Raw genomic sequence first — 18971 nt, forward strand, 5'->3', positions numbered from 1 at the left:
TGCACTGAAGCGCAAAGTTCTGGTCAAGTCATACGGCTGCCAGATGAACGTCTATGACGCGGCGCGCATGGCTGACCTGCTCAGCCGCGAGGGCTACGCCGAAACCAAGAGCGAAGAAGACGCCGATCTCGTCATTCTCAACACATGCCATATTCGCGAAAAGGCTGCGGAAAAAATTTATTCCGAACTCGGCAAGCTTGCGATCGCCAAACGCGCGCTGAACGCGCAAGGCCGCGACATGAAGATCGTCGTCGCCGGCTGCGTCGCCCAGGCTGAAGGCGAAGAGGTGCTCAAGCGCCAACGCGCCGTCGATCTTGTCGTCGGCCCCCAGAGCTATCACCGACTGCCGGAGCTGCTGCGCCGCGCCAGGGACGGCGCAAGGATCTCGGACACGGATTTCGCGGTCGAGGACAAATTTCGCGCCCTGCCCGCCCCGAACCGCACGCAGATTCGCGCCCGCGGCGTTTCGGCGTTCGTCACCGTTCAGGAGGGCTGCGACAAGTTCTGCTCGTTCTGCGTCGTGCCTTACACGCGAGGCGTCGAAGCCTCGCGCCCCGTCGCCGAGATCGTCGCAGAGACCATGCGTCTCGTCGACGCGGGCGTTCGCGAGATCACGCTGATCGGCCAGAACGTCAACGCTTATCGCGGTCCGGATGGAGACGGCGGGGAGGCAAGCCTTGCGCAGCTTCTCGACCGGCTGGCGCGGATCGAAGGGTTGGCGCGCCTGCGCTACACCACGAGTCATCCGGTCGACATGGCGCAGGAGTTGATTGACGCGCATCGCGCGATTCCAAAGCTCATGCCCTATGTGCATCTGCCGGTTCAATCGGGCTCGGACCGCATTCTGAAGGCCATGAACCGCAAGCACGGCGCAGACGCATACCTCTCCATCGTCGAGCGCCTGCGAAAGGCGCGCTCGGACATCGCCCTGTCGTCGGACTTCATCGTCGGCTTCCCCGGCGAAAGCGACGCGGATTTCGAGGCGACGATGGCGCTGGCGCGCACTGTGGGCTTCGCGTCGAGCTTTTCGTTCAAATATTCGCCGCGGCCCGGCACGCCCGCCGCCGACCGCGACGATCAGATCGACGAGACGGCGAAGAGCGAACGCCTCGCGGCGCTGCAGGCTTTGCTCGAAGAGCAGCGGCAAGCCTTCAACGCGGCGACCGTCGGCCGAGAACTCGACGTGCTCTTCGAAAAAGCCGGTCGGCACGCGGGGCAAATCGCGGGCAAGAGTCCCTATATGCAGGCTGTGCATGTTGAAGGCCCGACGGAGCTTATCGGCCGCGAAGCCAGAGTGAAGATCATCGCGGCGGGCTCGAATTCCTTGGGCGGACGGCTCATGAGCGAGGAGGCGAAGGCTTGACGACGATCGACGACCCGTTGCTCGCCGCACGGGGACCGGAGCCTGTTGACCCGGAAGCGGAAATCACGCTCGCCTTTGAAAACAACCGTCACGCCTCGCTCGTTTTCGGCCTCTACGACCAGAATCTCGCCAAGATCGAACGACGCTTGCGCGTCGCCTCCTTCGCCAATGGCAATCACGTCACGCTCAAGGGCAAGTCCGAGGCCTGCGAACATGCGCGGCGCGTGCTCGAGGCGCTTTACGAGCGCGTCGCGCTGGGTCAGACGATCACGCTGGGCGACGTCGACGGCGCCATAGAAGAAACAGCGCGCCAGCGCAGCCTGTTTCCGGATTCGGAGCCGTCACGCGGCGCTTTCGAGCAGATCCTGACCCGCAAACGCGGCTCGGTGCGCGCGCGCAACGCCGCGCAGGACCAGTATTTGCGCGCCCTCAAGCGCTACGAACTGGTCTTCGCCGAGGGTCCTGCGGGCACCGGCAAGACCTGGCTCGCGGTCGGCCACGCCGTGCAGCTGATGGAGCAAGGCGCGGTCGAACGGCTGATTCTGTCGCGTCCCGCCGTCGAGGCTGGCGAGCGTCTCGGCTTTTTGCCCGGCGACATGCGCGACAAGGTCGACCCCTATCTCCGCCCGATCTACGACGCGCTGCATGATTTCATGGATGCGCGGATGGTCGAGCGCGGCATGCAGACCGGACTCATCGAAGTCGCGCCGCTCGCGTTCATGCGCGGCCGCACGCTGACGCGAAGCTGCATCCTGCTCGACGAGGCGCAGAACGCCAGCTCGATGCAGATGAAGATGTTTCTCACCCGGCTCGGCGAAGGCTCGCGGATGATCGTCACCGGCGATCCGTCGCAGACCGATCTGCCTCCCGGGCAGAAATCCGGCCTCTCGGAAGCCGTAAGCCTGCTCGCCAATCTCGACGTCGTCGGTCGCGTGAAATTTTCGGAAGGCGACGTCGTGCGGCACGATCTCGTTCGGCAGATCGTTGGAGCCTATGAGCGCGCCGCGCGCGCCAACAAGCAGACGCGGGACCCCTAACTTTGGAGATCGACGTGAATGTCGCGGCGCCCGCCTGGCGGCGGATCGCGGACCTGGAAGATTTGGCCAAAGAATGCGTGCATCAGAGTCTCGCAACGAGCGAGGCCACGCTCGCGCCGGAATGTGAAATCAGCGTCACATTCTGCGACGACGCGGCGATCCAGCAGCTCAACGCCGAATGGCGCGGCAAGGATCAGCCGACGAATGTCCTGTCTTTTCCGACGCCTGGCGCGCTTGAGCGCAAGCCTCTCCTTGGCGACGTGATCGTCGCCTTCGAAACCGTCGCCAAAGAGGCGGAGCAACAGGGCAAGCTTTTGCGCGCCCACACGGCGCATATGATCTCACATGGATTTCTGCATCTGATCGGATATGATCACGAGACCGCCGCCGAGGCCGAGCGGATGGAGGCGCTGGAGCGTAAGATCGCGATGGCGCTTGGATTTCCCGACCCCTATGCGGAGGACGCAGACGGGCCGGCCGGCGGAGCGAATTGAACAAAGCGCATGTCGACGCGATACGATAACGCCGACGATCCCATTCCATTAAGACGCGCTGGCGATGGGCCGCGCCCGAGCCTCGTCGACAGGCTGCGCGGGCTGCTCGGTCTCGCCCCGGCCTCGGTGCGCGAGGACATCGAAGACAGGCTCGAAGAGTCGGCCTGCGACGTGACCCCGCATGAGCGGGCGCTCTTGAAGAACGTCCTCGGCCTGCACGACATGCGCGTCGACGACGCGATGATCCCCCGCGCCGACATCGTCGCCATCTCGCTTGACGCGCCGCTGCGCGAAGCCTTGGAGCTGTTTCGCACCGCCGCCCATTCGCGCCTGCCGGTTTACGCCGATACGCTCGACGATCCGCGCGGGATGATCCATATCCGCGATTTCGTCAATCATATCGCGTGCTGCGCCGATCGGCGCGAAGACTCCGAGGCGACGACCGCCGAACCGAGAAAGATCGATTTCGACACGCCGCTGTCGCAGGCGAATTTGCTCAAGCCGGTGCTCTTCGTGCCGCGCTCCATGCCGGCGCTCGATCTTTTGATCCGGATGCAGGCGACGCGCACGCATCTGGCGCTCGTCATCGACGAATATGGCGGCACGGACGGCCTCGTCACCATCGAGGACATCATGGAAATGATCGTCGGCGACATCGAGGACGAACATGACGTCGTCGACGAGTCGGGCTTCGTCGAGCTTGAGAACGGCGATTTCATCATCGACGGGCGCGCCGATCTGGACGAAGTGACGGCGCGGCTCGGCGTCGACTTCCGGCTTGAAGATACGCCCGCCGAGGTGACGACGCTCGGCGGTCTGGTCGCATGGCTCGCCGGCCGCGTCCCAATGCGCGGCGAAATCATCGCGGCGCCGGTCGACTCCCACGAATTTGAGATCGTCGACGCTGATCCGCGGCGCGTCGGCAAGTTGCGCGTGCGCTCGCGCCGGCCGGCGTGAGACATCCTTCCCACGCGCATAAAATTGTCCGCTAAATCCGCTGTAAAATCGGCCTGCCGATTCGCGGCGCTTCGAGGATCGATGGCGCAGATTGCCGAAATCGCCAGCGCGCGCGCGTCGGCGCCGACCATCTTGCAACGCATTGTCCTCGCCCGCGGCTGGACGCGCCGCGCGATCGCCTTCTGCGCCGGCGCGGCCGGCGCCCTCGCCCTCGCGCCCTTCGATGTCGTTCCGGCGATGTTCGCGCCGCTCACCGTCGCCGTCTGGCTGATCGACGGCGCGGCGGACGGCGAAGACTCGCCGCGCTTCGCCCTCGCGCCGCTGGTCTCGGCGGCCGGCGCCGGCTGGTGGCTGGGCTTCGGCTATTTCGTCGCGGGCCTCTGGTGGATGGGCGCCGCGATGCTCGTCGAAGCCGACCAATTCGCCTGGGCGCTGCCGCTCGCCGTGTTCGGGCTGCCGGCGGTTCTCGCGATATTTCCCGCCGCAGGTTTCGCGCTCGCGCGCCTCTTGTGGTCGCCAGGCGGGGTCCGCGTCTTCGCGCTCGCCGCGGGACTGGGGGCCGCGGAGTGGCTGCGCGGCCATCTGTTCACGGGCTTTCCCTGGAACGATTTCGGCATGGCGCTCACAAGCGCCGGGCCAATGGCGCAAACGGCCTCTCTCGTTGGCCTCCACGGGCTCGACATTATCGCGATCGTGATTTTCGCCGCGCCCGCGACGCTCATCGATCGCGCGCCCCGCGGCGCCCGCCGCATCGGCGGGACGATGCGCGCCGCGGCGGCGCTCGCCATGCTGATGTTCGCCTATGGCGTGTTTCGGCTGGGCGCCAATATGACGGAATATGTCGACGGCGTGACGCTGCGGCTGATGCAGCCCAATCTCCCTCAGGATGCGAAATTTCGTCCCGAGAATGGCGCGAAAATCTTGCATCACTATCTCGCTCTTTCGGAACGCGCGACAAGCGCGCGGACCTCCGGGCTAGCCGACGTCACCCATCTCGTCTGGCCGGAGTCGGCGTTTCCCTATGTCATTTCACGCCATCCGGAGGCGCTGGCGGCGATCGCCCGCGCGCTCAAGGGCGGCGTTCTTTTGACCGGCGCGGCGCGCGCCGAAAACGATGGCGACGGACGGAGCAGAATCTTCAATTCGATCGAAGCGCTAAAGGGAGAGTCGATCGTCGCCTTTTACGACAAGGTTCATCTCGTCCCCTTCGGAGAATATCTGCCGCTGGAGGACGCGCTGCGGCCGCTTGGAATCAATCACCTCGTTCCGGGCATATGGGACCGCGGCGCGGGGCCGCGCCTTCTCGTCGCGCCCGGTCTGCCGCCGATCGCGCCGCTCATCTGCTACGAGGCGATTTTTCCGGGCGAAGCGATCGAGCGCGGCGCCCAGCGGCCGCGGCTTTTCCTCAACCTCACCAATGACGGATGGTTCGGCCGCACCACCGGCCCCTATCAGCATCTGGCCCAGGCCCGCCTGCGCGCGATCGAAGAAGGGCTGCCAATGATCCGCGTCGCCAACACGGGCGTTTCGGCGATCATCGACGCCTATGGACGCATCCTTCAATCGCTGCCGCTCGGCGAAGAAGGCCTCATTGACGGACGTCTGCCGAGGGAGGCGGCGCCCACCGTCTTCGCCACCTACGGCGCGCTGGCGTTCCCGGCGCTCCTCGCCGCCGCGACGGCCTTGGCCTTGCTCGGCGTCGCCCGGCGCCGGCCATGAAGTCGCGCCGTCTCCGTCGAGCGTTCGATGATCCGCCCGCGGCGAAAAGACGCCCTGACATCCGCGCCGAGCGCGTTCCTCCATCCACAGACCTTGCGCTTTTCGTGGTTCTGCAGCGCCACACAGCTATCGGAGCGGGCAAGGAAATGTAGACTGTCCGGTGCAGAGCAGATCGTCGCCCGACCACGCCTAACTCAAATCTTGCTTGAAATTCATGCACCTGCCTGCAATGTAGCTTGCGCGCTCGACCGGGAACCAGCTACAACTGAACAGGAGGCGGCAAAGTTGAAGAAGGCGCCAGATCCGATCGATCGTCACGTCGGCAGCCGCGTTCGCATGCAGCGTGTTCTCATGAAAATGAGTCAGGAGAAGCTTGGAGAAGCGCTCGGAATCACTTTTCAGCAAGTGCAGAAATACGAGAAGGGCGCCAATCGTATCGGCGCGAGCCGCCTGCAACAGATTTCGAAGACTCTGAACGTGCCGCCGTCCTTTTTCTTCGAAGGCGCGCCCGCGAGCGGCGCGCCCGCGCCGACCGGCGGATTCGCCGAGGAGTCCTCCTCGCAATATGTCGTCGATTTCTTGTCGACGACGGAAGGCCTGCATCTCAACCGCGCCTTCGCCCGGATTCGCGATCCCAAGGTGCGAAAGCGCGTGCTCGATCTGGTGACGACGCTCGCAGAGCAGTCGGAGCCCGCGCGGGAGTGAGAAATCTCGTTCTCCAAAACGAACGATTTGGCCTTTTCGGCTTGACGCACCGAACGGGCGCTGGCAGATGATTCCCCCTGCTCCGCAATTGTTCAACTCTTCCTCTAAGCCATCGGAGATTTGGAAGTGACCCGGAAAAATTATCTTTTCACGAGCGAGTCCGTTTCCGAAGGCCATCCGGACAAGGTTTGCGACCGTATTTCAGACGAAATCGTTGACGAGTTTTTCCGTGAAGGCCCCAAGGCGGGCATCGACCCCTACGCCATTCGCGTGGCCGCGGAGACTCTCGCGACCACCAACCGCGTGGTCATCGCCGGGGAAGTGCGCGGGCCGCATATTCCCTTCGATCGCATCATCGAGATCACACGCGGCGCGATTCGCGCCATCGGCTATGAACAGCGCGGGTTCCACTGGAACACCGCCAACGTCGAAGTGCTGCTGCACGAGCAGTCCGTCGATATTGCGCAGGGCGTGGACGCCGCCGGCAACAAGGACGAGGGCGCGGGCGACCAGGGCATCATGTTCGGCTACGCCGTGCGCGAAACGCCCGAACTGATGCCGGCGCCGATCTATTATTCGCATAAGATTCTGGAGCTGCTCGCCCAGGCGCGCCATAGCGGCAAGGAAAAGGGCCTCGGTCCCGACGCCAAGAGCCAGGTCACGGTGCGCTACGCCGACGGCAAGCCCGTCGAGGCGACGCAGATCGTGCTGTCGCATCAGCACGTCGACGAGACCCTGTCGCCGGCCGACATTCGCAGCATCGCCGAGCCCTATATCCGCAACGCGCTGCCCGACGGCTGGATCACCAACACGACCGTCTGGCACGTCAATCCGACCGGCAAGTTCTACATCGGCGGCCCTGACGGCGACGCCGGCCTCACCGGCCGCAAGATCATCGTCGACACCTATGGCGGCGCCGCGCCGCATGGCGGCGGCGCCTTCTCCGGCAAGGATCCGACCAAGGTCGATCGTTCGGCCGCTTACGCCGCGCGCTATCTCGCCAAGAACGTCGTCGCGGCCGGGCTAGCCGACCGCTGCACGCTGCAGCTGTCCTACGCGATCGGCGTCGCCGAGCCGCTGTCGATCTATGTCGATCTGCATGGCACCGGCCATGTGTGCGAGGAGAAGGTGGAAGAGCTGCTGCCTCAGCTCATTCGCCTCTCGCCGCGCGGGATTCGCGAGCATCTTCAGCTGAACCGGCCGATCTATGCGCGCACCTCCGCCTACGGTCATTTCGGCCGGACGCCTGACGCGGACGGCGGCTTCTCCTGGGAGAAGACCGATCTCGTCGACCAGCTGAAGTCGCATTTCGCGTAAGTTCGGCCCGATCGACGAACGGCTCGGAAGGCGAACGCCGCAGCGGGGAAATGCGCTGTCCGGCGCGAGACGGCTCTGTTCGTGACGCGGGCGGCAAGCCGGCGCCGGGAACAGAGCGACGTTTGAATGATCGCGGCCATTTAGCGCTTATGAGCGAGACCTCTCAGCAACGCGGCGCTCACGCCCGTCTCTATGGCCGCTCGAAAGGCAAGGCGCTCCGAAAGCGTCAGGCGGCGCTGATCGACGAACTCTTGCCGCGGCTGTCGCTGGACCTTGCGCAGCCGCCGGCGCCTACGGCCCATGAAAGGCGCCTGGAGATCGGCTTTGGCGGCGGCGAACATCTGATCGCGGCGGCGAGCGACAGCCCCGAGGTTGAATTCATCGGCTGCGAACCTTTCCTCAACGGCGTGGCGAAGCTCCTCGCCCGGATCGACGAACGTGGACTGACGAATATCCGCCTGCATCAGGGCGACGCCGCGGATGTGCTCGACTGGCTGCCCGAGGACAGCCTGTCGCGCGTATATCTTTTCTATCCCGACCCGTGGCCCAAACGACGCCATCACAAGCGGCGTTTCGTGGCGCGTGACAATCTCGACCGTCTGGCGCGGGCGATGCATGCGGGCGCGGAGCTGCGCTTTGCGACGGATATCGACGACTACGCCGCCTGGAGCTTGGCGCGGCTGCGCGCGCACCCAGCCTTCCGCTGGCGCGCGCAGCGCGCGGAGGACTGGCGAACGCCATGGCCAGGCTGGACCCGAACCAAATATGAAGCCAAAGCCATGGCCGAAGGCCGCAATCCGGTCTATCTGACCTTCATCCGGGCGTCGCGCTAAGCCGCCCCCAAGCTGCAAAGACGACAAGAATCACACAGCCGACGATGACGACAGGGGGAGAAGCGCATGGTTGAGACGGCGGGAATGGCTAACGCGCCGACGACGCCGGTCGAAACGACCACGGATCGGTTCCGCGCCGACGTTCTCGACGCGTCGATGCGGCAGATCGTGCTCGTCGATTTTTGGGCGCCATGGTGCGGCCCCTGTCGCCAGCTCGCGCCCGTCATCGAGCGTCTGGTCGCCGCCTCGGGCGGTAAGATCGCGCTCGTCAAAATGAATATCGACGCCGATCCGCTGATCGCCGATCAGCTTGGCGTCAAGTCGATTCCCGCCGTCGTGGCGTTTCAGCGCGCACGACCGATCGATGGTTTCGTCGGCGCGCTGCCCGAGAGTCAAATCAAGGGCTTTCTGGAGCGGCTGATCGGCCCGATCGAGGACGAGGGCGATGCGCTCGAGGCGGCGCAGGCGATGATCGCGGCGGGCGATCTCGCCGGCGCGGAATCGCTGCTGAGCGACCTCGCCGGCGGCGAACCGCCCAACGCCAGGGCCGCCGCCGCCTTGCTGCGTCTTTACGTCGACTCGGAACGCTTCGACGATGCCGGGGCGCTCCTTGAGGCCCTTCCCGACGCTCTTCGCCGCGACGGGGGCGTCGCGGCGGCCGCGGCGGCGCTTCAGAACGCCCAGCGGGCCCAGGATCTCGGCGAGATCGACGAGCTAAGAAATCGCGTCAATTTCGATCCCAACGACCTGCAGGCCTATTTCGATCTGGCGCTCGCGCTCAACGCCAAAGGACTGCGCGAGGAAGCCACGGATGCGCTGCTTGAAATCATCCGCCGCGACCGTAGTTGGAATGACGATGGGGCAAGAAAGCAGCTGATACAGTTTTTTGAGGCGTGGGGACCGATGGACAAGGCGGCCGTGAACGCGCGGCGGCGGCTGTCCACGCTGCTCTACTCCTAGGGAGGCGTTCGCCGATATGAGCCTGAACCGTCCCTACGCCGACATCGACGAATTGCCGAGGGTTCTGCCGCTCTTCCCGCTTTCGGGCGCCATATTGCTGCCGCGCGGCGAACTGCCGCTCAATGTTTTTGAGCCGCGCTATCTCGCGATGGTCGATGACGCGATCGCCGGCGCGCGGCTGATCGGCATGATCCAGCCGCTGCCGGCGGACGGGACGGTCGGCGACGCGACGCAGCTCTATGACGTCGGCTGCGCCGGACGGATCACCCGCCTCGCCGAGACCGGAGACGGCCGCTATCTCATCACCCTCACCGGCGTCGCGCGGTTTCGCGTTCTCGAAGAGCTTGGGGCTCGGACGCAGTACCGGCAGTGTCGGGTCGGATATGATGAATTCGTGGAGGATTTGACGACGGGCGCCGGCGCCGACGCGGTCGACCGCGAAAGCATGGTGTCCATGTTGCGCAACTTCGCCGAATGTTCGAAACTTGAAGTCGACTGGGCGAGCATCGACGCGGCGCCGACGGAGACGCTCGTCAACGCGCTTGCGATGATGTGTCCGTTCGGCGCCAATGACAAGCAGGCGCTGATCGAAGCCATCGATCTGAAAACCCGCGCGGAAACACTCATTGCGCTCGCGAAGCTCGATCTCGCGCAGCGCGCCGGCGACCGGCCGCAGTGGCATTGAAGGAAATTGACGATCATGACTGACGAACGCGATTCCGGCGCCGAGCGATTTGACTCCCCTGCGGAGCCGACGCGGATTGATCCGCGCCTGCTCGAAATCCTCGTCTGCCCGCTGACGAAGACGACGCTCGAATATGACAGCGCGCGCCAGGAGCTCATTTCGCGCTCGGCGCGGCTCGCCTATCCGATCCGCGACGGCATTCCGATCATGCTGCCAGAAGAGGCCCGCCAGATCGACTGACCGGCTCGTCCGCTATGGACGAAACCGCGCCATCCAAGCTTCTGGCGCTTCTGGATCTCGAGGAGGTCGGACCAGACCTCTTCCGCGGCCATAGCCCGGCCTCTTCCGGCCGTCAGGTCTATGGCGGTCAGGCCGTGGCGCAGGCGCTCGTCGCCGCGACGCGGACGACCCCTGCGGACCGTCCCGCTCATTCGCTGCACGGCTATTTCGTCCTCGCCGGAGATCCGTCGATTCCGATCGACTTCGCCGTCGAACGCGTGCGCGACGGCAAGAGCTTCACGACGCGGCGCTGCAACGCCACGCAGCGCGGACACACGATCTTTTCGATGGAGGCGTCCTTCCAGCGGCGCGAAGAAGGCCTCTCGCACGCCGCCCACATGCCGGACGCCCCGGACCCGGAGAGTCTCGACGACGTGCATGCGCTCGTCGAGCGCTTTCGCGCCTGCCTTCCCGAACAGGCCGAGAGCTGGCTGCAGCGGCGCAGCGCGCTCGATATGCGCGTCGTCGCGCCCGACGACGTATTTTTTCCCGAACGCCGCGCCGCCGGCCAGATGATCTGGTTTCGCGTGCGCGGCGCGGCGCCGGACGACCCCGCCATTCACACGGCGCTGCTCGCCTATCTTTCCGATATGACTCTGCTCAATACGGCGCTGCTCGTTCACGGCCTTACGATCTTCGATCCGAAGATCCAGGTGGCGAGCCTCGATCATGCCCTGTGGATACACGGGCCGATGCGAGTCGACGAATGGCTGCTCTATGCGCAGCAAAGCCCATGGGCCGGCGGCGCGCGCGCCTTGACGCGCGGCCAGATCTTCACCCGCGAGGGACGCCTCGTCGCCTCGGTGAGCCAGGAAGGCCTCGTGCGCCGGCGCGACTCGACGCGATCCTGAGCGACTGCCTACGCTGCAGGCAGATCAAGAAACTATGCGTAATATCTAGGCATAGAGCCGGGCGGCGGCGCCCGCGGCGAATGCGCGCCGGCGCCCCCGGCCCGGCCCAGATTCGCGCGCATAGCCGAGGCCGGCAAAGGCGATAGCCGACCCCGCCGCAAGCTGCGGCGCAGCCTGTGTCACAGCAGATACGCTTCCGGTCAGTAGATTTCAGCCGTCAGCGCGGCTGGCACGGCATTTGAAAGCGGCAAGTCGCCGACGCGGCGGCGTCCTCCCGCGAATTGCAATCAAGAGACGCCGCCGTCACGCGAGCGACCGCTCGCCAACGAGGTCGATAACCAACAGGATTGGCAGATGAAAATCGTCACAGCGATCATCAAGCCGTTCAAGCTCGATGAGGTCCGCGACGCGCTGACCAACATCGGCGTGCACGGCCTTACCGTGACTGAGGTCAAGGGCTACGGACGTCAGAAGGGACATACGGAAATTTATCGCGGCGCCGAGTATGCGATCAGTTTCTTGCCAAAGTTAAAGATCGAAGTCGCCGTCGACGCCGCCCTCGTCGAACAGGTGATCCAGGCAATCTCCAACACCGCGCGCACCGGACAGATCGGCGACGGAAAGATTTTCGTCACGCCGCTTGAGCGCGCCATCCGCATTCGCACCGGCGAAACCGACGCCGACGCGCTTTGATCGCCTCCCCGCAACATCAGGAGCTCTCACACATGAAACTTCCTTCGCCTCGAAGCGCTTCTGTCGCTTCGGTCATCGCGGGAGCGGCGATTTCGGCATCCTTGGCGTTTCCGGCCTTCGCCGCGAACGACCCGACTCCCAATCCCGGCGACACCGCCTGGTTGCTGACGTCGTCGCTTTTGGTGCTGATGATGTCGATCCCGGGCCTCGCATTGTTCTACGGCGGCCTGGTGCGCGCCAAGAACATGCTATCGATCCTCTCGCAAACTTTCGCGATCGTCGCGCTCGTCGGCGTGATCTGGACGGTCTACGGCTATTCGCTCGCCTTCGGCGACGGCGGATCGCTCAGCAATTATATCGGCGGCTTCAACAAGCTGTTTCTCAAGGGCGTGACGGCGGCCTCCAATGCGCCGACCTTCACCCCCGGCCATGTCATTCCGGAATATGCCTATTTCGTCTTCCAGATGACCTTCGCGATGATCACCCCGGCGCTGATCATCGGCGCCTTCGCCGAGCGCATGAAATTTTCGGCCGTTCTGCTGTTCGTCGCCTTCTGGGTGACGGTCATTTACTTCCCCATCGCGCATTGGGTGTGGGGCGTCGCCGATCCGAACGCGCTCGTTGACGCCGCGACCCAACTCGCCGCGGCCGGCGACGAGGCGGCGAAAGCGGCCGCACAGGCGAAGATCGACGAGATCAACGCCGCCGTGGGCTGGCTCGCCGGCAAGGGCGCGCTGGACTTCGCGGGCGGCACGGTGGTGCACATCAACGCCGGCATCGCGGGCCTCGTCGGCGCCATCATCGTCGGCAAGCGCATCGGCTACGGCAAAGAGGCCTTGCCGCCGCATTCGCTCACCCTGTCGATGGTCGGCGCCTCATTGCTGTGGGTCGGCTGGTTCGGCTTCAACGCCGGATCCAATCTCGAAGCCAACGGCGCGACGGCGCTGGCGTTCGTCAACACCATGGTGGCGACGGCGGCGGCGGCGCTCTCCTGGATGATCGTCGAGTGGCTGGTGAAGGGCAAACCGTCCATGCTGGGCCTGATCACCGGCGCGGTCGCCGGCCTCGTCGCGGTGACGCCGGCGTCCGGCTACGCCGGCCCGGTCGGCGCCATCGTGCTTGGCCTCGCCGTCTCGCCGATCTGCCTCTTCTTCGTCGATTTCGTGAAGAAGATGGCGGGCTATGACGACGCGCTCGACGTCTTCGGCGTGCACTGCATCGGCGGCATCACCGGCGCCTTGGCGACCGGCATTCTGGTCAGTCCCGATCTCGGCGGCGTCGGCATCACCGACTACACCAATCTCGAAACCTTCGCCGGAACCTACGACATGATGGCGCAGATGAAGGCGCAGGCGATCGCCGTCGTCGCGACCCTCCTGTGGTCCGGCATCGGTTCGGCGATCCTCTACAAGCTGGTCGACCTCATCATCGGCCTGCGGCCGACGCCGGATCAGGAGCGCGAAGGCCTCGACATCACCGATCACGGCGAGCGCGCTTACAACTACTAAGTTTAGTCTCCTGACACGACGCGAAGCGGCGCCCACGGGCGCCGTTTCATTTTTGTAGCGGACGCAAATTGTTATGGCGCAATGCTTGCCGCCCCTCTCCCCGCGGAGAGCGGGGAGAGGGGGGCGTTTGACGAGAAGCGCGGCCATACCTCCCTCTTGCAGGGAGGTCGCGACGCGAAGCGGCGCGGGTGGGGGTGATTGCGTTTCTCCCGGCGCACGTCACCCCACCCGGTTCGCTTCGCGAACCACCCTCCCCGTCAAGGGGAGGGATTTCGCCTCCCACCAACACGTATTGCCCTCGTCATCGAGGGAAGGCAGATTGCGCGTTTCCAATCGGATCAGGGCTGGCCTATGTCGCGGTTTGTTAATAGGCGCGTTTTCCTTCTTTTCTTAGCTGTCGCGCTCGGGATTCCGATTCTTTCCGCCCGCGCGGCCGAGCGCGTCGTCAATCTCACCTTCGTCGTCTTCAGCGACATCTACGAAATGGCTGAGCGAGACGGACGCGGCGGCTTCGCCCGGATCGCCGGCGGGCTGAAAGCCGAGCGCGCGAAAAGGAAGAACGTCATCGTCGCGCATGCCGGCGACACGCTGTCGCCGTCGCTCACTTCGAGCGTCGACAAGGGCGCGCATATCGTCGACCTCCTCAACCGCATCGGCGTCGACGTCTTCACGCCCGGCAATCACGAGTTCGATTTCGGCGAAGCGGTTTTTCGCCAGCGCATGGGCGAAGCGAAATTCCCTCTGCTCGCCGCCAATCTGCGCGACGCCGCCGGCCGCGCCGCGCCGGGCTTCGCCGACAGCAAGATCATCGACGTCGACGGCGTGAAGGTCGGACTCTTCGGCCTCACCGACGATGAGGCGGCGAGACGGTCCAGTCCCGGAAGCCTGAAGCTTCTGCCCGCGATCGAGACCGCGAAACGCGAGGCCAAGGCGCTGCGCGACGCCGGCGCCGATCTCGTCGTCGTGGTCACGCATTCGGAGTGGCAGGACGATCTGCGTCTGGCGAAGCTCGGATCGATCGACATCGTCCTCTCTGGGCACGACCACAATCTCCTTGTCGCCTATGACGGGCGCGCCGCGGTCGGCGAGACCCAGGCCGACGGCGTCAACCTCGTCGCCATCGATGTCGAGATGCGGATCGCCGACGACGGCGTGAAGCGCTGGACGCCCAGGTTCCGCATCATCGACACGGCCGACATGACGCCAGACGCCGCGATCGCGGAACGCGTCGCGCAATATGAAGCCGAGGTCGACAAGGCGCTCGACGTCGACATCGGGCGCACAATGTCGCCGCTCGACAGCCGAAAGGCGAGCGTGCGCGGCGAAGAGACCGCGATCGGCGACTTTTTCGCCGACGCGATGCGCGCCGCCGCCGGCGCCGACGTTGCGATCATCAACGGCGGCGGCATTCGCGGCAATCGCAACTATGCGCCAGGGACGAAACTGACGCGCAAGGACATCGCCAAGGAGCTGCCGTTCAACAATCAGCTTGTGACTCTGGAGCTTTCAGGCGCCGATCTGCGCGCCGCCTTGGAAAACGCCGTCTCGCTGGTTGGCAAGGACGCCGGCCGCTTCGCGCAGATTTCCGGCGCCCGCATCGTCGTGCGGCGCGACGCGGTTCCTGGCTCGCGGCTTGTTTCGATCGAGGTCGGCGGCAAGCCGCTCGACGACACGAAGCTCTACAAACTTGCGACGATCGACTTCCTGGCCCGCGGCAAGGACGGCTATGTCGCGCTGACGCGCGGGAAACCGCTCGTCAACGACCTCGAGGGTCCGCTGCTGACGAACGTCGTCATCGACGCCATCGAAAAGGCCGGCGCGATTGCGCCCGTCGTCGACGGCCGCATCAAAGTCGAGTGATCATACGAATGTCGGCTGATCGGTTCGCTTGGGCCGCGTCATTCCCGGCAGGCCGAAGGCCTGACCGGGAATCCAGAGCCGATTCAGGAATGCTGGTCATGCTCTGGATTCCCGATCGCGCGCGTTGCGCGCGTCGGGAATGACAGCCGAGCCGTTCAAACGGAACTCGTATCACAGCCCGCCGAGGCAGACATATTTGATCTCGATGTAATCGTCGACGCCGTAGCGCGAGCCTTCGCGTCCCAGGCCCGAGTGTTTCACCCCGCCAAATGGCGCCGCTTCGGTCGAGATCAGCGTCTCATTGACGCCCACCATGCCGAATTCCAACTGCTCGGCGACGCGGATGACGCGCGCGACGTCGCGGCTGTAGAAGTAAGCCGCGAGACCGTAAGGCGTGGCGTTGGCGAGACGCACCGCTTCAGCCTCGCATCCAAAGGAAATGAGCGGCGCGACGGGACCGAAGGTCTCCTCGTTGAGGACGAGCGCGTCGGCCGGCACATTGGCGAGCACCGTCGGTTGAAAGAAAGAACCGCCGAGCGCATGGCGGGCGCCCCCGGTGAGAACCTTTGCGCCGCGGGCGACGGCGTCGGCGACGTGACGCTCGACCTTTTCGACCGCCGCCTCTTCGATCAGCGGACCGATGGCGACGCCCGCCTCCGTCCCGTCGCCGACCTTTAGCGCGCCGGCCGCCGCCGCGAGTTTTTCGGCGAAGGCAGCGACGATCGACTCATGCACGATGATGCGGTTCGCCGAAACGCAGGTCTGGCCGCTGTTGCGATATTTGGTGGCGATCGCGCCCGCGACGGCGCGATCGAGATCGGCGTCTTCAAAGATGATCAGCGGCGCGTTGCCGCCAAGCTCCATCGAGCATTTCTGGATGTTCTCGGCCGCCTGCCGCAGGAGAATTCTGCCCACCTCGGTCGAACCGGTGAAGGTCAGCTTGCGCACGAGCGGATTTCGCGTGAATTCGAGTCCGACCGGCGCGGGGTCTTTCGCCGTGACCACATTGATCGCGCCGGAAGGCGCGCCGGCGCGTTCGGCAAGCTCCGCCAGCGCCAGCGCGGAGAAGGGCGTCAGCTCCGCAGGCTTCACCACCATCGTGCAGCCGGCGCCCAGCGCCGCGCCGACCTTGCGCGCGAACATGGCGGAGGGGAAATTCCATGGCGTGATCGCCGCGGTGACGCCGATCGCCTGTTTGAAGACGAGCAGCCGACGATCGGTCGGACCCGGTATCACATCGCCATAGATGCGCCTTCCCTCCTCCGCGAACCATTCGATGAAGCTTGCGGCATAGGCGATCTCCCCGCGCGCCTCCGCGAGCGGCTTGCCCATTTCGGCGGTGATGATGCGCGCCAGCCGCTCCTGATCGGCCATGATCAGTTCGAACCAGCGGCGCATGATCTGCGCGCGCTCCTTGGCGGCGCGATCGCGCCAGCCCGGTAGCGCCCGCGCGCAAGAGTCGATCGCCCGGCGTGTCTCGGCTGCGCCCATGTCGGGAACTTGGCCGAGGATCGCGCCTGTCGCCGGGTTGTTGACGGCGAAGGTTGCGCCGCTGTCGGCGCCCACCCAAAGCCCTCCGATGAACGCTTGCTCGCGAAGGCCTAGGCTGACAGAGTGCATTTCGAGTTCCCCCTGGGCGCGCGTCGCGCATTTTTGCTACAAAGGGCCAAAGCGGCGTGACGGTCCTTAACGGGCCGCTCGCGAACCCGCAAAAAAACCGACATAATCGCGGCTCAAGGGCAAGCGCCCTTCCGCCGCCCGAGGTCACATTTGGCTCGTTCCACAATCGTCGATCTGACGCGCATTCGCCTGTCCCGTCGCTCTGTTATCGGCGCCGGCGCCGCCGCATTGGTCGCGCCGCGCGTTCTGGCCAAGCCCGGAGCGCCGTCGACCGGCGCCTCCAACCGCTTCGGTCCTCTCGCGCAGGGCGAAGTCGAAAGCCACGGCCTTTCGACCTTTGGCGACCTTGGCGAGCCGGCCGACTTCAAATATTTCGGCTACGTGAATCCAAAAGCCCCCAAGGGAGGGACATTGGCGCTGTCGCCGGCAAGCTCGACCTACGACAGTTTCAACGCCTATGTGCTGCGGGGCAATCCGGCGACGGGCATGACGCTCGTCTTCGACAGTCTGATGAATCAGAGCCTCGACGAGCGCGACGCCTACTACGGCCTCGTCGCCAAGAAGGTGCGCATCTCGCCCGACAAGCTCACTTACGCCTTCCTGTTGCGTAAAGAGGCGCGGTTCCACGACGGCTCGCCGCTCACGGCGCATGACGCGGCCTTTTCGCTCAACATTCTCAAGAGCAAGGGCCATCCTGTCATCAGCCAGATGCTGCGTGACCTCGAAAGCGCCGAAGCGGAGGCGGACGACATTCTCGTGCTGCGCTTCGCGCCTGATCGCACGCGCGATCTGCCGCTCAGCGTCGTGGGTCAGCCGATCTTTTCGCGCGCCTATTACAAGGACCGCGACTTCGCAGCGACGACATTGGAGCCGCCGCTCGGCTCCGGGCCCTACAAGGTCGGCGCCTTCGAGCAGGGCCGCTACATCGCCTATCATCGCAATCCCGACTATTGGGCGAAAGACCTGCCGATCACGACAGGCCAGGCGAATTTCGACGTCGTGCGCTTCGAATATTTCGGCGACAGCCAGGTCGCCTTCGAAGCCTTCAAGGCCGGCGCATTCACCGAGCGAGAGGAAAACATCGCGCGCGTTTGGGCGACGGGCTATGATTTTCCGGCCTTCAAGGACGGGCGCGTCAAGCGAACCACGACGCCCAACAACAATATTCCGCAGATCCAGGGATGGTTCTTCAACACGCGCCGCAAGATTTTCAAGGATCCGCGCGTGCGCGAAGCGATCGGCTACGCCTTCGATTATGAATGGACCAGCCGCAACCTGATGTATGACGCCTATAAGCGCATCTCCTCCTATTTCGAGAACTCCGAGCTGGAAGCGAAAGGCTTGCCGAGCGAACAGGAAAAGGCGCTGCTGGAGCCCTTTCGCGCTGATCTGCCGCCGGAAGTTTTTGGCGAGCCCTTCGTCGCGCCGGTCTCCGACGGCACGGGTCAGGATCGCGTCCTGCTGAAAAAGGCGAATGATCTGTTCGTCGCGGCCGGCTGCACGCGCAAGGATGGCGTTCTATGCCTGCCCGACGGAACGCCGCTGGAATTCGAGTTTCTCGACAATTCCAACGTCTTCGAACGGCATACGCAGCCCTTCATCAAGAATTTGAAGCTGCTCGGAGTCAACGCCCACATCCGCGTCGTCGACGCCGCGCAATACAAGCAGCGACTTGAAAACTTTGACTTCGACGTCGTTCACGACGTGCTGCTCATGAGCTGGAACCCCGGAGAGGAGCTTCGCGCTTATTTCAGCTCGAAGACCGCCAATGTGCCCGGCTCGCGCAACCTGCCGGGGGTCTCCAATCCGGCGATCGATTCGCTCGTCGAAAAGGCGCTCCAGGCGCAAACGCGCGAAGAGCTCGTCACCTGCAGTCGCGCGCTCGACCGCGCTTTGCGCGCGCAGCGCTATTGGGTTCCGCACTGGTATAATCCGGTGCATCGCTTCGCCTATTGGGATCTCTTCGGCCAGCCCGAGCGCCCGCCGAAGTTCGACACCGGCGTGCTGTGGACCTGGTGGTGGGACGAGGATAAGGCGAAAAAAATCAACTTCACGGGACGCTAAGGGAATCTCCCGGCGTCATCCGTCGG

17 protein-coding genes are annotated in these 18971 nt (G+C 64.7%); 16 read left to right on the forward strand and 1 reads right to left on the reverse strand.

Annotated features, from left to right (window positions below):
- Positions 1 to 4: 4 nt before the first annotated feature.
- The 15 genes from miaB (at position 5) to BN69_RS04645 (ending at position 15261) form a co-directional block, all read left to right on the forward strand.
- On the forward strand, positions 5 to 1363 hold the full coding sequence (gene miaB / locus BN69_RS04575; protein ID WP_371212425.1) for a tRNA (N6-isopentenyl adenosine(37)-C2)-methylthiotransferase MiaB: 1359 nt from the start codon (positions 5 to 7) through the stop codon (positions 1361 to 1363).
- The gene (locus BN69_RS04580; protein ID WP_014890388.1) at positions 1360 to 2400 is read left to right on the forward strand and encodes a PhoH family protein; all 1041 of its coding nucleotides are present in this window, start codon (positions 1360 to 1362) and stop codon (positions 2398 to 2400) included. The genes miaB and BN69_RS04580 overlap by 4 nt, the downstream gene beginning before the upstream one ends.
- Before the next feature lie 2 nt (positions 2401 to 2402).
- Positions 2403 to 2894: an rRNA maturation RNase YbeY gene (ybeY, locus tag BN69_RS04585; protein WP_014890389.1), complete on the forward strand. Its 492-nt coding sequence runs from the start codon at positions 2403 to 2405 to the stop codon at positions 2892 to 2894.
- A gap of 9 nt (positions 2895 to 2903) precedes the next feature.
- On the forward strand, positions 2904 to 3851 hold the full coding sequence (locus BN69_RS04590) for a hemolysin family protein (protein WP_014890390.1): 948 nt from the start codon (positions 2904 to 2906) through the stop codon (positions 3849 to 3851).
- An 81-nt stretch (positions 3852 to 3932) separates the two neighbouring features.
- Positions 3933 to 5570 (forward strand): apolipoprotein N-acyltransferase, encoded by a 1638-nt coding sequence (gene lnt, locus BN69_RS04595; protein ID WP_014890391.1) that lies wholly within the window; start codon positions 3933 to 3935, stop codon positions 5568 to 5570.
- A gap of 285 nt (positions 5571 to 5855) precedes the next feature.
- Positions 5856 to 6275: a helix-turn-helix domain-containing protein gene (locus tag BN69_RS04600; RefSeq protein ID WP_014890392.1), complete on the forward strand. Its 420-nt coding sequence runs from the start codon at positions 5856 to 5858 to the stop codon at positions 6273 to 6275.
- Positions 6276 to 6401: 126 nt separating this feature from the next.
- Positions 6402 to 7592 carry a methionine adenosyltransferase gene (gene metK / locus BN69_RS04605; protein ID WP_014890393.1) on the forward strand — a complete coding sequence of 397 codons (1191 nt, stop codon included), beginning with the start codon at positions 6402 to 6404 and terminating at the stop codon, positions 7590 to 7592.
- A gap of 149 nt (positions 7593 to 7741) precedes the next feature.
- Positions 7742 to 8425 (forward strand): tRNA (guanosine(46)-N7)-methyltransferase TrmB, encoded by a 684-nt coding sequence (gene trmB, locus BN69_RS04610; RefSeq protein WP_041926798.1) that lies wholly within the window; start codon positions 7742 to 7744, stop codon positions 8423 to 8425.
- Between the two features lie 66 nt (positions 8426 to 8491).
- Entirely contained in the window at positions 8492 to 9385 is an 894-nt protein-coding gene (locus BN69_RS04615; protein WP_014890395.1) for a thioredoxin family protein, read from the forward strand.
- A 16-nt stretch (positions 9386 to 9401) separates the two neighbouring features.
- On the forward strand, positions 9402 to 10070 hold the full coding sequence (locus BN69_RS04620; RefSeq protein ID WP_014890396.1) for an LON peptidase substrate-binding domain-containing protein: 669 nt from the start codon (positions 9402 to 9404) through the stop codon (positions 10068 to 10070).
- Between the two features lie 15 nt (positions 10071 to 10085).
- On the forward strand, positions 10086 to 10310 hold the full coding sequence (locus BN69_RS04625) for a Trm112 family protein (RefSeq protein WP_014890397.1): 225 nt from the start codon (positions 10086 to 10088) through the stop codon (positions 10308 to 10310).
- 14 nt (positions 10311 to 10324) lie between these two features.
- The gene (locus tag BN69_RS04630; protein ID WP_014890398.1) at positions 10325 to 11200 is read left to right on the forward strand and encodes an acyl-CoA thioesterase; all 876 of its coding nucleotides are present in this window, start codon (positions 10325 to 10327) and stop codon (positions 11198 to 11200) included.
- Between the two features lie 354 nt (positions 11201 to 11554).
- Positions 11555 to 11893: a P-II family nitrogen regulator gene (locus BN69_RS04635; RefSeq protein ID WP_014890399.1), complete on the forward strand. Its 339-nt coding sequence runs from the start codon at positions 11555 to 11557 to the stop codon at positions 11891 to 11893.
- 32 nt (positions 11894 to 11925) lie between these two features.
- Positions 11926 to 13401, forward strand: a complete 1476-nt coding sequence (locus tag BN69_RS04640) for an ammonium transporter (protein WP_014890400.1) — start codon at positions 11926 to 11928, stop codon at positions 13399 to 13401.
- Between the two features lie 351 nt (positions 13402 to 13752).
- Positions 13753 to 15261: a bifunctional metallophosphatase/5'-nucleotidase gene (locus BN69_RS04645; protein WP_014890401.1), complete on the forward strand. Its 1509-nt coding sequence runs from the start codon at positions 13753 to 13755 to the stop codon at positions 15259 to 15261.
- Between the two features lie 171 nt (positions 15262 to 15432).
- On the opposite strand, the gene BN69_RS04650 is transcribed toward BN69_RS04645, so the two are convergent.
- On the reverse strand, positions 15433 to 16881 hold the full coding sequence (locus BN69_RS04650; RefSeq protein WP_014890402.1) for an NAD-dependent succinate-semialdehyde dehydrogenase: 1449 nt from the start codon (positions 16879 to 16881) through the stop codon (positions 15433 to 15435).
- A gap of 150 nt (positions 16882 to 17031) precedes the next feature.
- On the opposite strand from BN69_RS04650, the gene BN69_RS04655 reads away from it, so the two are divergent.
- The gene (locus BN69_RS04655) at positions 17032 to 18945 is read left to right on the forward strand and encodes an extracellular solute-binding protein (RefSeq protein WP_014890403.1); all 1914 of its coding nucleotides are present in this window, start codon (positions 17032 to 17034) and stop codon (positions 18943 to 18945) included.
- Positions 18946 to 18971 lie beyond the last annotated feature (26 nt).

The organism is Methylocystis sp. SC2 (assembly GCF_000304315.1).
Lineage (GTDB): Bacteria > Pseudomonadota > Alphaproteobacteria > Rhizobiales > Beijerinckiaceae > Methylocystis.

What these genes read in the sequence shown, in the direction of transcription:
- BN69_RS04650 (WP_014890402.1), bottom strand. Translation starts at nt 16,881, where the DNA reads ATGCACTCTGTCAGCCTAGGCCTTCGCGAGCAAGCGTTCATCGGAGGG.
- BN69_RS04625 (WP_014890397.1), top strand. Translation starts at nt 10,086, where the DNA reads ATGACTGACGAACGCGATTCCGGCGCCGAGCGATTTGACTCCCCTGCG.
- BN69_RS04640 (WP_014890400.1), top strand. Translation starts at nt 11,926, where the DNA reads ATGAAACTTCCTTCGCCTCGAAGCGCTTCTGTCGCTTCGGTCATCGCG.
- BN69_RS04630 (WP_014890398.1), top strand. Translation starts at nt 10,325, where the DNA reads ATGGACGAAACCGCGCCATCCAAGCTTCTGGCGCTTCTGGATCTCGAG.
- BN69_RS04620 (WP_014890396.1), top strand. Translation starts at nt 9,402, where the DNA reads ATGAGCCTGAACCGTCCCTACGCCGACATCGACGAATTGCCGAGGGTT.
- trmB (WP_041926798.1), top strand. Translation starts at nt 7,742, where the DNA reads ATGAGCGAGACCTCTCAGCAACGCGGCGCTCACGCCCGTCTCTATGGC.
- BN69_RS04635 (WP_014890399.1), top strand. Translation starts at nt 11,555, where the DNA reads ATGAAAATCGTCACAGCGATCATCAAGCCGTTCAAGCTCGATGAGGTC.
- BN69_RS04590 (WP_014890390.1), top strand. Translation starts at nt 2,904, where the DNA reads ATGTCGACGCGATACGATAACGCCGACGATCCCATTCCATTAAGACGC.
- BN69_RS04615 (WP_014890395.1), top strand. Translation starts at nt 8,492, where the DNA reads ATGGTTGAGACGGCGGGAATGGCTAACGCGCCGACGACGCCGGTCGAA.
- lnt (WP_014890391.1), top strand. Translation starts at nt 3,933, where the DNA reads ATGGCGCAGATTGCCGAAATCGCCAGCGCGCGCGCGTCGGCGCCGACC.
- BN69_RS04645 (WP_014890401.1), top strand. Translation starts at nt 13,753, where the DNA reads ATGTCGCGGTTTGTTAATAGGCGCGTTTTCCTTCTTTTCTTAGCTGTC.